The organism is Methylobacterium sp. E-012 (assembly GCF_057836545.1).
This window is the reverse complement of the sequence record NZ_JBYQEY010000001.1, coordinates 3585757-3597500: the sequence shown is the minus strand read 5'-3', so window position 1 is coordinate 3597500 and position 11744 is coordinate 3585757. Positions and strand designations below refer to the sequence as shown.

The 11744-nt window shown below is 72.5% G+C and carries 8 protein-coding genes (1 of these 8 running past the window's edge); 3 read left to right on the top strand and 5 right to left on the bottom strand.

Annotation, left to right across the window (positions count from 1 at the left end):
• The 5 genes from AC3IF1_RS17465 to AC3IF1_RS17445 all read right to left on the bottom strand — a co-directional run.
• Positions 1-423 carry the 5' portion of an MBL fold metallo-hydrolase gene (locus AC3IF1_RS17465; protein WP_489218644.1) on the bottom strand. It extends 381 nt beyond the left edge of the window, so 423 of the gene's 804 nt are visible here — the first part of the coding sequence; it begins with the start codon at positions 421-423; its stop codon lies off the left edge, out of view.
• Positions 411-1235 carry a TatD family hydrolase gene (locus tag AC3IF1_RS17460; RefSeq protein ID WP_489218643.1) on the bottom strand — a complete coding sequence of 275 codons (825 nt, stop codon included), beginning with the start codon at positions 1233-1235 and terminating at the stop codon, positions 411-413. The genes AC3IF1_RS17465 and AC3IF1_RS17460 overlap by 13 nt, the downstream gene beginning before the upstream one ends.
• A 47-nt stretch (positions 1236-1282) precedes the next feature.
• Positions 1283-2881: a methionine--tRNA ligase gene (gene metG, locus AC3IF1_RS17455; RefSeq protein WP_489218642.1), complete on the bottom strand. Its 1599-nt coding sequence runs from the start codon at positions 2879-2881 to the stop codon at positions 1283-1285.
• Between the two features lie 209 nt (positions 2882-3090).
• Complete coding sequence (locus AC3IF1_RS17450) at positions 3091-5739, bottom strand: MGH1-like glycoside hydrolase domain-containing protein (RefSeq protein ID WP_489218641.1); 2649 nt, start codon at positions 5737-5739, stop codon at positions 3091-3093.
• A gap of 539 nt (positions 5740-6278) precedes the next feature.
• On the bottom strand, positions 6279-7331 hold the full coding sequence (locus AC3IF1_RS17445; protein WP_489218640.1) for a DNA polymerase III subunit delta': 1053 nt from the start codon (positions 7329-7331) through the stop codon (positions 6279-6281).
• Positions 7332-7550: 219 nt separating this feature from the next.
• On the opposite strand from AC3IF1_RS17445, the gene AC3IF1_RS17440 reads away from it, so the two are divergent.
• The 3 genes from AC3IF1_RS17440 to AC3IF1_RS17430 all read left to right on the top strand — a co-directional run bounded on the left by AC3IF1_RS17440 (position 7551) and on the right by AC3IF1_RS17430 (position 11632).
• Positions 7551-8879, top strand: coding sequence for an AmpG family muropeptide MFS transporter (locus AC3IF1_RS17440; protein WP_489218639.1), 1329 nt, complete (start codon positions 7551-7553; stop codon positions 8877-8879).
• Between the two features lie 176 nt (positions 8880-9055).
• Positions 9056-10354, top strand: coding sequence for a DUF2778 domain-containing protein (locus AC3IF1_RS17435; protein WP_489218638.1), 1299 nt, complete (start codon positions 9056-9058; stop codon positions 10352-10354).
• A gap of 228 nt (positions 10355-10582) precedes the next feature.
• Positions 10583-11632 carry an HpcH/HpaI aldolase/citrate lyase family protein gene (locus AC3IF1_RS17430; RefSeq protein WP_243967348.1) on the top strand — a complete coding sequence of 350 codons (1050 nt, stop codon included), beginning with the start codon at positions 10583-10585 and terminating at the stop codon, positions 11630-11632.
• Positions 11633-11744 lie beyond the last annotated feature (112 nt).

Sequence of the window (11744 nt, the reverse complement as noted above, 5' to 3'; positions counted from 1 at the left end):
CAGGTCGCGCAGGTCGAGGATCGGCGGATAGGCGCTGCCGGGGGGCGTCTCGAAGCAGTAGCCGAACCGGGCGGTGAGCAGCGCCCGCGTCAGGGCGTCGGCGTAGACCGGGATGCGCGCCCGCATGGCGATCACCAGCGGGCGCAAATCGTCGATGCCGTGGGTGTGGTCGGCATGGGCATGGGTGTAGGCGACCCCGTCGAGGCGCCGCACCCCCGCGTCGATGAGCTGCTCGCGCAGGTCCGGCGCGGTGTCGACCAGGAGCGTGGTCCGCCCGGCCCCGGCGGTACGCTCGACCAGGATCGAGCAGCGGCGGCGGCGGTTGCGCGGCTCTTCCGGGTCGCAGGCGCCCCAGCCGCTGCCGACCCGCGGGACCCCGCCGGAGGAACCGCAGCCGAGGATCCGCAGGGTCAGGCTGGCCATCCGGATCCCCCGCTCCGCCCCGCCGCCTCACCGGGGGCCGCCCTGTCGAACAGCGCAAAGAAATTCGCCGTGGTGATCCGGGCGAGGTCCTCCGGGGCGAGCCCCAGGGTCTCGGCCAGCGACCGGGCGGTGTCGGCCGTGTAGGCCGGCTCGTTGGTCCGCCCGCGATGGGGCTCGGGGGCGAGGAACGGCGCGTCGGTCTCCACCAGGATCCGGTCCAGGGGCACGGCCCGGGCGATGTCCCGGAGATCGTGCGAGCGCCGGAAGGTGACGATGCCCGAGAACGACACGTACAGCCCCAGCTCCAGCCCGGCCTCGGCCAGCCGCCGGCCCGACGAGAAGCAGTGCAGCACCGCCCGGAAGGGTTTTTGGCCCATCTCGTCGGCGAGAACCCGCTCCATATGGTCGTCGGCGTCCCGGGCGTGGATCACCAGGGGCAGGCCGGAGAGGCGCGCCGCCGCGATATGGGCGCGCAGCACCCGCTCCTGCACGGCCTCGGGGGCGGCGTCGGGATAGTGGTAGTCGAGCCCCGCCTCGCCGATCCCGACGCAGCGCGGGCTGGAGGCGGCGATCTCCGCGATCGTCTCGGCCGACACGTCCGGCTCCTCGGCGGCGCCGTCCGGATGGGTGCCGATCGTGTGCCAGACCTCGGGATGGGCCTCGGCGATCGCCCGGTAGGTCTCGGCCCGGGCGACCCGGGTCGAGATGGTGAGCATCCCGGTGACACCCGCGGCCTTCGCCCGGGCGATCACGCCGGGCAGGTCGGCGGAAAAATCGGAAAAATCGAGGTGGCAGTGGCTGTCGATGAGCATCGGGTCTCGGGGCCGGCGGGCGGCAGAGTCCTTCACGCGGAAGGGACTCAGGCGGAGGGGGCTTCGGGGCGCTCGAAGCGCGGGAAGATCGGCGCGGGGGCAGGCAGGGCCGTGCCGGGCACGAGGCGGCCCCCCTCCCCCACATCGGCGAGGCTGCGCCGGTCGGCCGGCACCGCCAGCAGATCCAGGAGCTTGGCGGCCGCACCGGGCACGAAGGGCTGGATCAGGATGCCGAAGGCGCGCAGGGCCTCCAGCGTCGTGTAGAGGACGGCGTTCATCCGCGCGGGGTCGGACTTGCGGAGCTTCCAGGGCTCCTGGCCGGCGAAGTAGCGGTTGGCCTCCGCCACCACGGCCCAGATCTCGGCCAGGATCGTGTGGAGCGCGAGGTCGCCCATCAGGTCCCGCGCCCGCTGCGGCAGGGCGTCGGCCTGGGCGAGCAGCGCCCGGTCGGCCTCCGCCAGTTCGCGGGGATCCGGCACCGCGCCATCGCAGTTCTTGGCCACCATTGACAGCGAGCGCTGGGCGAGGTTGCCGATGTCGTTGGCGAGGTCGGCGTTGATCCGGCCGATGATCGCCTCGTGGCTGTAGCTGCCGTCGCCGCCGAACGGCACCTCGCGCAACACGAAATAGCGCACCGGATCGACCCCGTAGGTGTCGGCGAGCTCGAACGGGTCGAGGACGTTGCCCAGCGACTTCGACATCTTCTCGCCCTTGGAGAGCAGGAAGCCGTGGCCGAAGACGCGCTTGGGCAGGGGCAGCCCGGCCGACATCAGGAAGGCCGGCCAGTAGACCGCGTGGAACCGGACGATGTCCTTGCCGATGATGTGCAGGTCCAGCGGCCAGAATTTTTTCCCGGCGGCTGACTCGTCGGGGAAGCCGGTGACGGTCAGGTAGTTGGTCAGGGCGTCGACCCAGACGTACATGACGTGGTTCGGGTGCCCCGGCACCGGCACGCCCCAGTCGAAATTGGTGCGGCTGACCGACAGATCCTTGAGGCCGGAGCGCACGAAGCTCGCCACCTCGTTCCTCCGGGTTTCCGGCCCAATGAAGTCCGGCTGGTCCGCGTAGAGCTTGAGCAGCCGGTCCTGGTAGGCGGACAACCGGAACAGGAAATTCTCCTCCTCCATCCACACGACGGGCGTGTCGGTGGCGAGGCTGCGGCGGCTGCCATCCTCCAGCAGGCGGGTCTCGGCCTCGTCGTAATAGGCCTCGTCGCGGACCGAGTACCAGCCGGCGTACGTGTCCAGGTAGATGTCGCCGTTGGCCTCCATCCGCCGCCAGATCGCCTGCGCGGCCTCGTAATGGCCCGGCTCGGTGGTGCGGATGAAGCGGTCGTAGGCGCAGTCCATCCGGTCGGCCATGGCCTGGAAGCGGGCGGCGGTGCCGTCGACATAGGCGCGCGGGCTGGTGCCGGCCCGGGTCGCGGCCTGCTGGATCTTGAGGCCGTGCTCGTCGGTGCCGGTGGAGAACAGCACGTCGTACCCGTCGAGCCGGTGGAACCGCGCGATGGCGTCGGCGGCGATCACCTCGTAGGCGTGGCCGATATGCGGCGCGCCGTTGGGGTAGGAGATCGCGGTCGAGAGGCCGAAGGTCTTTTGGGGCTGCGCCGGGGTGTTGGACGTCACGTCGAGGGTGTTCCGGATCATCGCGAAAAGCTGCCCGCGTTGTCGCGCGGCAGCGGCCGGGACGCAACCGCCGCCCGCTCCGCGGACGGCACCGTCCGGCCCCCGGACACGCATCGGCGTCCCCACCCGCCGGAGGCGCCGGGGGCAGGGCTCCGGATACCGGGATGCGGGGCCCGCGGAACCCCGCGGGTGCCGCCGCCCTTCGCCTGCGACGCCGACCGCGAGGCGTCCTACGGGGGCGGCTTCGCCCGGTGGTGCAGCAGGTTGAGGATCAGCGCCGTCCAGCCGGTCTGGTGGGAGGCGCCGAGACCGCGGCCGGTGTCGCCGTCGAAGAACTCGTGGAACAACAGGGCCTCCTCGGCGCCCGCGGCCGCCGGGATCGGCGGCCGGTCGCCGAAGGCCGGGCGGCGGCCGGCCCCGTCCTTGGAGAACAGGGCGATCAGCCGGTCCCGGAGCGCGTCGGCGATCGCGGCGAGCGTGTGCATCTCCCCCGAGCCGGTGGGGAATTCGACGCGAAAGTCGTCGCCGTAATAGGTGTGGAAGCGGCGCAGGGCCTCGATGATCAGGTAGTTCGTCGGCATCCACACGGGCCCGCGCCAGTTCGAGTTGCCGCCGAACATGTTCGAGGTGGAATCGGCCGGATCGTAGCGGACCGTGAAGGAGGCGCCGAACTCGTTCAGGGCATAGGGCTGGTCGCGATGCGCCTTCGACAGCGAACGGACGCCGTAGGGCGAGAGGAACTCCGCCTCGTCGAGCATGCGCCGCAGCAGCGCCTTCATCCGGTGGCCGCGCAGCAGCGACAGGAGCTTGCGGTCCTTCACGCCGCCCTCGTCCCAGCGGGAGACGAGGCGGGCGAGATGCGGGCGGTTCTCCAGCAGCCAGTTGAGGCGCCGGGCGAAGTCCGGCAGGCGCTGGAGCACCGAGGGCTCGATCACCTCGACGGCGAACAGCGGCACCAGCCCGACCATGGAGCGGACACGCAAGGGGAGCAGCCCGGCACCGGGCATGTCGACCTCGTCGTAGTAGAACTCGTCGTCCTCGTCCCAGAGGCCGAAGCCCTCGCCGCCCATGTCGGTCATCGCCTCGGCGATGAGCAGGAAGTGCTCGAAGAACTTCGAGGCGGTGCTCTCGTACACGTCGTTGTGGAGCGCGAGTTCGAGGGCGATGCGCATCATGTTGAGGGCATACATCGCCATCCAGGCGGTGCCGTCGGCCTGGTGCACCATGCCGAAGCCCGGCGGCGGGCGCGACCGGTCGAACACGCCGACATTGTCGAGGCCGAGGAAGCCGCCCTGGAAGACGTTGCGGCCGCCCGCATCCTTGCGGTTCACCCACCACGTGAAGTTGATCAGCAGCTTGTGAAAGACGCCTTCGAGGAAGGCGAGGTCGCCGCGTCCGCCGCGGCGGGCGCGGTCGATCTCGAACACCCGGTAGGTCGCCCAGGCATGGACCGGCGGGTTGGTGTCGGAGAACTCCCACTCGTAGGCCGGGAGCTGGCCGTTGGGGTGCATGTACCATTCGCGCGTCAGCAGCAGGAGCTGCTTCTTGGCGAAGTCCGGGTCGAGCAGAGCCAGCGGCAGGCAGTGGAAGGCGAGATCCCAGGCGGCGAACCACGGATATTCCCACGTGTCCGGCATCGAGAGCACGTCGGAGGCCGCGAAGTGGCGCCACTGGGTGTTGCGGCCGCCGTCGCGCTCCCGGGGCGGCACCGGCTGCAGGGGATCGCCCTTGAGCCAGACCCGCACGTCGTAGGCATAGAGCTGCTTCGACCAGATCAGCCCCGCCGCGGCCTGCCGGAAGATCGCACGGGCATCCGGTTCGGCGATCCCGTCCTGAAGGTCGTCGTAGAAGGCGTCGGCCTCGGCGACGCGCAGGTCCCGGAGGCTGCCATCCGCATCGAGCGGGCGCGTCCGCACCCCCGCCGACAGCCGCAGGCGGATCCGCCGGGTCTCGCCGGGCTCCAGGCGGAGCGCGTAGTGCAGGCCGAGCTTGGTCCCGGCATCGCGCCGGATCGCGGCGGCGTCGCCCCCAACGATCGCCGCGTGGAGCCCGTCCTTGAACGGGCCCTCGGCCTCGGGCTGGCCGGCGTGGCGGCGCAGGTTCGTGTCGTTCTCGCAGAACAGCACGTCCGGCGCGCCCTCGAAGACCAGCCGGTAGGGGCCGAGGCGGGGATGCTCGCAGGCGACGCCGCCCTCGGGGTGGATCGCCAGACGCGGGCGCGGGCCGTTCTCCCGCCACGACCACGTGTTGCGGAACCAGAGCTGCGGGACGAGGTGGAGGTCGGCGGCCTCCGGGCCCCGGTTCGTCGCCGAGACGGTGACGTGGATGTCGTCGACATCCGCCTTGGCGTATTCCACCGTCACGTCGAAGAAGCGGCCGCCGTCGAAGATCCCGGTGTCGTCGATCTCGTATTCCGGCACCTCGCGGCTGCGCTGCAGCCCCTCGCGCACGAGGTCCTCGTAGGGGTAGGCGGCCTGCGGATAGCGGTAGAGGAACTTGAGGTAGGCGTGGCTCGGGACCGCGTCGAGGTAGTGGTAGTGCTCCTTGACGTCCTCGCCGTGGTTGCCCTGCTCGTTGGTCAGGCCGAACAGGCGCTCCTTCAGGATATGGTCGCGCCCGTTCCAAAGGCCGAGCGCGAGGCAGAGCAGGCCGCGCTCGTCGCAGAGGCCGGCGAGCCCGTCCTCACCCCAGCGATAGGCGCGCGAGCGCGCATCGTCGTGGGTCAGCGAGCGCCAGGCATTGCCGTCGCGGCTGTAATCCTCGCGCACGGTGCCCCATTGCCGCTCGCTCAAATACGGCCCCCAGAGCGACCACGGCCGCTCGCCGCGCGCCTGCTCGGCGATGCGGCGGCGCTCCGCCCAAGCGATCGCGTCGCTCACGCCCGCCCCTTTCGAAGGCGGGCCCGCCGCGGCGGGGCGAGGGACAGGATCGTCCGAACGGCCGCGCGATGAGGCAGATCGTGGGTCATGGCATTCCGGGCGGCCAGGGATCGAGCGGGGGCGCGATGCATCATCAGAGCCAAGCGCCGCAGGCCGGATGCCGAGCAGGCGGGCGGGAACGCGCGTTCGATCGCCGCCCCGCGATGGGCCGACGTCGGGATCCTCGCCCGGCCAGCCCTTTCACGGTGTTTGGCGCAGCAATTCAGGGGCGACGCGCGGCGCCCTCCTCCCCCCGCGATCCCGGGCCTGCCCGGGATCGCACGGGCGTGCGGGGAGGCGTTGGAGGTGGGGGTGGTGCAGGATCGAACGGGGCGGTGTCGTCTGCACCACCCCCACCCCTGACCCCTCCCCGCAAGGGGGAGGGAAAGCGCACGTTTTTCGACGCGTCGGCGTCAAGTGGAGAGGTGTGAACCCTTGGGCGGACCGTCCCGAACGCGACCCAATCCAAACACTTTGAAAGGGCCGGCTCCGCCCGGCCCCTACCCGACCTCCGCCAGATCCCCGAACAGCGACAGCACCACCGGGCGCCGGTCGAGGTTGTAGATCGCCGCCTCCCGGGCGGCGCGGCCGAACCGGTCGGCGACCTCCACCAGGGCCGCCAGCCGCGCCGGCGGCTCGTCCCGGCGGCGGTCGAGCTCGGCCGAGACGAAGCGCAGCACCGCGTCCTGGGCGGCCGCGAACCGCGTCTCCGCGTCGCGCCCCGCCAGGGTCTCGGCGAGCTTGAGCACCCGGCCCCAATCGGGGTCGCGCGCCCGCGCCAGCAGGGTCTCGACCTCCGCCACCAGCCCGGACGTGACCGGGTCGAGCATCGCCAGGGCCCGGGCCACCGAGCCCTCGCACTGGGCGATCGCCCGGGCCAGGGCCGCCTCCTCGGGCTGCGGGAACGGCTCCGGCAGCCCGCGCACCACCCGGGCGACCTCCCCGGCCGCCAGGGGGCGCAGCATCAGCGCCCGGCAGCGGGAGCGGATCGTCGGCAGCAGCCGGCCGGGCTGGTGGGACAGGATCAGGAACAGGGCCCGGGGCGGGGGCTCCTCCAGCACCTTGAGCAGGGCGTTGGCGGCGTTGGCGTTCAGGTCCTCGGCGCTGTCGAGGATGCAGACGCGCCAGCCGGAATCCGTGGCGGTCGCGGAAAACAGGTCCAGGGCCCGGCGGACCATGTCGACGGAGATTTTGGTCGGCAGCGCCTTGGCGCCCGCGATCCGGTGGCGGCGCAGGGCCACGAGGTTCGGATGCGACAGGCCCGCCACCTTGCCGGTGACGGGGTCGCCCGCCGGCAGGTCGAGCCCGGGCGGGCCCCCGCCCCCGGGATGGGCGAGCAGGCGCCGGGCGACCCGGTAGGCGAGCGTCGCCTTGCCGATCCCGGGGGCGCCGCCGATCAGCCACGCGTGGTGCAGCCGCCCCGCCGCGATGCCGGCCGCGAAGGCGTCGGCCGCCGCCGCGTGGCCGACCAGCCCCAGGGTCTCCCGCGGGCGCGGGATGCCCGGCAGGTCCCCGGGCTCGACGTCGTCGGCGGCGCGGTCGATGGGCTTCATGGCGGTCCCTGGGGCTCCCGTCCGGCCGGCGATCCCGGTGCCGCTGCTTACAGGGGTGGGCGGGCGGCGCCCAGCGCCCCGGGCGGGCCTTGGCGGGCGACCTTGCGGTGCAAGCGATGCCGCGCGCCCCTTGCGGGAGGCCCGGTGCGACGGCCCCGCGCGCGTTGCACCGCGCGGCCGGATCTGCTCTCTCCCCCACGCAGCTCAGGAGAGGCGTGGATGGCAAACCCGGCGCAGGTCACCGGCGCGCCCGACCCGGTGAAGTCCGACACCAACGCCTTCCTGAAGCCCCTGTTCACCGACCGGCGGGTCATGGCGGTGCTGGGGCTGGGCTTCGCCCAGGGCATCCCGTTCCTGCTCGTCTACGCCACCCAATCGGCCTGGCTCGTCCAGGCGAAGGTGCCGCTGGCCACCATCGGCCTGATGAGCGAATTGACCATCGCCTACAAGTTCAAGTTCCTCTGGGCACCGTTCCTCGACCGCCACGACCCGCCGCTGCTGGGGCGGTGGCTCGGGCGCCGTCGCGGCTGGATCGTCGCCACGCAGATCCTGGTGGCGCTGGCGCTGGCGGGGGTGGCCTTCGGCGACCCGGCGCACTGGCTGGCCTGGACCGTGGCCTTCTCCCTGGCCCTCGGGGTGGCGGGGGCCACGCAGGACGTGGTCATCGACGGCTGGCGGATCACCGCCGCGCCCCCCGCGCAGCAGGCGCTGATGTCGTCCTGGTCGGAGATCGGCTACCGGATCGGCAACCTCGCGGCGGGCGCGGGCGCCCTGTACCTGTCCGACGCCTATGGCTGGCGCGCCGCCTACCTGTGCATGGCCGCGCTGATGGCCCCCGGCACCGTCGCGGCCCTGCTCGCCCCCGAGCCCCCCGCCCCGGCGACGCCGGCGATGGGCGGCTTCGTCGAGACCGTCTGGGCGCCGATCCGCGACCTCCTGGCCCGGCTCGGGCCGCTGGCCGTGCCCGTGCTCGCCCTGGTGGCGGGCTTCCGGATGCCCGGCTACGTGTCGAGCGCCATGGCGATCCCGCTGTTCAAGACGCTGGGCTACTCCAACACCGACATCGCCACGGTCACCAAGCTGTTCGGCTTCTGGATCGCGCTCGGCGGGACGTTCCTGGCGAGCGCCATCATCCCGCGGATCGGCATGATGGCGAGCCTGCTCGTCGGCACGGTCACGGCCTCCGCGTCGCACCTCGCCCTGGCCTACCTCGCTTGGCACGGCGGCCATGGCGGGGCGGCGTTCTGGACCTTCGCGGCCACCGTGGGGATCGAGGGCTTCGCCTACGCCTTCGCGTCGATCGTGCTGATCACCTACATGTCCCGCCTCTCGGCGACCGCGCATGCGGCGAGCCAGTACGCCCTGCTCACCTCGCTCTGCGCCCTGCCCGGCAGCCTGCTCGCCGGGGTCTCGGGCTTCGTCATCGAGCGGACCGGCTTCCCCTGGTTCTTCGTCGGCACGTCGCTGATCGGCGTGCCGGTGGCCCTGCTCTGCCTGCTGGTCGCGCGCCGGCACGGGCCGATGGAGGCCGCCGAACAGGCGCCCTGAACGCGTATTCGCCGCGGCGTGCGCGTCTTCAGCAAGACTTAACCATAAGGCCGCTTAATGGGGCGGACGGTTGAAGTCCTCCCCAGACGGGCAACCCAGGCCACGCGCGCGGAACAAGCCTCCGCGGGCGAACGGCGGCGGCTGCCCACGGGGAAGCGCGTGCGCGAGTTCCCCGAATGGCCCAGGCTGCGTCGTCCCGAACTGCGGACCCCCGAATTGCGCACCCCATGGCGGAGCCCGCCCGGCGGACGGCGCCCCCGCGGGTCGTCTATGTCGAGACCGCCTACGATCCCGTCGCCCGCACCCGGGCCCCCTATCCCAGCGCCATGCGGCGCGCCCGCCGCCGCACCCGGCTGACGGCGCTGATCGCCCTGACGGCGGTGAGTCTGTCCGGCTGGGCGATGCTCGCCGGGCCGCCCGCCCCCGACGAGCGCGCGCCCCTCGCCGCGCCCGCGCTCCGGCCGGCGCTGGCCACCGCCCCGCACGCCGCGCCGCAGCCGAACATCGCCTGGATGCTCGATCCGAGCCCCGCCCTGGGCTCCGGAGCGGCGATGGCCTTCGGCACCGAGGCGCTGCTGACCGGATTCCAAGTCGCCACGCAGATCGCCGCATCCGAGCCGTCCCCGGCGATCCGGGAGATCGCCCGGCAGGTCGCCGGCGCCGAGCAGGTCAGGGCGGCGCAGATCCGGACCGCGCGGGCCCCGGGGGCGTCGCCCAGGACGACGGTCGCCGAGGCGACCTCGGCCCCGCTGCGGCTCGCCGCGGCCGAGCCGACGCCGGCCGCCCTCGTCCCGCTCCCGGTGGCGCGCCCGCCGGAGCTGCGGCGTCCCGCCCCCGCCCCCCGGGTGGCGTCCCGCGCCCTGCCCCGCACCCGCGACGTGTTCCGCGCCGCCATGGCGGAGGAGCCTTCCTTCTTCGAGAAGCTGTTCGGCGTCGGCGCCGCGGCGCCAGGTCCGGAATCCCGCCAGGCCCTGGCCTATGCCAGCCCGGACGCCCTGCCGCGCGAGGCCCCGCGCACCCGGATCAGCCCGGCGCCCGACTCCGTGGCCGGCACGGCGGTCTACGACATCAGCGCCCGCACGGTGACGCTGCCCTCCGGCGAGGTGCTGGAGGCCCATTCCGGCCTCGGCGAAGCCATGGACAACCCGCGCTTCGTCCACCTGCGCATGCGCGGCTCGACGCCCCCCGGCACCTACGCGTTGACCGAGCGCGAGAGCCTGTTCCACGGGGTGCGGGCGATCCGCCTCACCCCGGTCGGCGGCAGCGGCGCGGTCCATGGCCGCGACGGCCTGCTGGCCCACACCTACATGCTGCGTCAGCCCGGCGCCTCGAACGGCTGCGTCTCGTTCCGCGACTACAACCGCTTCCTCCAGGCCTTCCTGCGGGGCGAGGTCCGGCGCCTCGTGGTCGTGGCCGGCAGCGGTGACTTCTTCGGCCGGATCGGGATGAGCGACCGCGGCGGCCGGCGGGGCTAGGGTATGGTCACGGGATCCCAAAGGGCGAGCCCTTTGGTGGGGTGTCGGGGTGAAACCCCGACGAACGGCTCTTCCACCCCAGCGCGGGGGTGGAAGAGCCGTACAGCAAGGCTCTGCCCTGCACCCGCCAAAGGACTCGTCCTTTGGAATCCAGGATCGGGCCCGATTGCAATGCGATCGGGATCGGCTCTAACGGGGGCGGACGCCAGCCCTGACAAGAGGCACCCGATGAAACTGCCCCGCCGCTTCTTCCAGCCCCTCGCCACCGGCGCGCCGGCCCCGTTCCGCGAATTGCCGGTGCGGCTGGAGCGGATGATCCACTTCGTGCCGCCGCACAACGACAAGGTCCGCGCCCGGGTGCCGGAGCTCGCCGGGACCGTCGACGTGGTTCTGGGCAACCTGGAGGACGCGGTCCCGGCCGACCAGAAGGAGGCGGCGCGCAAGGGCTTCGTCGCCATGGCCCAGGCGACCGACTTCGCCGCCACCGGCACCGGCCTCTGGACCCGTATCAACGCCCTCAACTCGCCCTGGATTCTCGACGACCTGTTCACCCTCGTCGCCGAGGTCGGCGCCAAGCTCGACGTGGTGATGGTGCCCAAGGTCGAGGGCCCGTGGGACATCCACTACATCGACCAGCTGCTCGCCCAGCTCGAGGCGCGGCACGGGATCGCCAAGCCGATCCTGGTCCACGCGATCCTGGAGACCGCCGAGGGCGTGGCCAATGTCGATGCCATCGCGTCGGCCTCGCCGCGGATGCACGGGATGAGTCTCGGGCCCGCGGATCTCGCGGCGTCGCGCGGCATGAAGACCACCCGGGTCGGCGGCGGCCACCCGGATTACCGGGTGCTCAGCGATCCCGCGGGCGACGCCCCGCGGGCCACCGCGCAGCAGGATCTCTGGCACTACACGATCGCCAAGATGGTCGATGCCTGCATGGCCAACGGCCTCAAGGCGTTCTACGGCCCGTTCGGCGACTTCTCCGACGGCGCGGCTTGCGAGGCCCAGTTCCGCAACGCCTTCCTGATGGGCTGCGCCGGGGCCTGGACGCTGCACCCGAGCCAGGTGGCGATCGCCAAGCGGGTCTTCGCGCCGGACCCCGCCGAGGTCGCCTTCGCGGCCCGGATCGTGGCGGCGATGCCGGACGGCACCGGGGCGGTGATGCTCGACGGCAAGATGCAGGACGACGCCACCTGGAAGCAGGCCAAGGTCATCGTGGATCTGGCGAAGCTCGTGGCCGCGAAGGATCCGGAACTGGCGGCGGTGTATCAGCTGGGGTGAACCCCCTCTCTCCCGAACCTACAAGGGGCACACATTTGCGCCGACGCGCTCTCCTCCCCCCTGTGGGGAGGAGTTGGAGGTGGGGGTGGTGCAGGCGGCACCGGAACGCTCG

Excerpts from the sequence above, each read along its gene's own strand:
- AC3IF1_RS17435 (WP_489218638.1), top strand. The coding sequence starts at position 9,056 with ATGGCCCAGGCTGCGTCGTCCCGAACTGCGGACCCCCGAATTGCGCAC.
- AC3IF1_RS17445 (WP_489218640.1), bottom strand. The coding sequence starts at position 7,331 with ATGAAGCCCATCGACCGCGCCGCCGACGACGTCGAGCCCGGGGACCTG.
- AC3IF1_RS17440 (WP_489218639.1), top strand. The coding sequence starts at position 7,551 with ATGGCAAACCCGGCGCAGGTCACCGGCGCGCCCGACCCGGTGAAGTCC.
- AC3IF1_RS17460 (WP_489218643.1), bottom strand. The coding sequence starts at position 1,235 with ATGCTCATCGACAGCCACTGCCACCTCGATTTTTCCGATTTTTCCGCC.
- AC3IF1_RS17430 (WP_243967348.1), top strand. The coding sequence starts at position 10,583 with ATGAAACTGCCCCGCCGCTTCTTCCAGCCCCTCGCCACCGGCGCGCCG.
- metG (WP_489218642.1), bottom strand. The coding sequence starts at position 2,881 with ATGATCCGGAACACCCTCGACGTGACGTCCAACACCCCGGCGCAGCCC.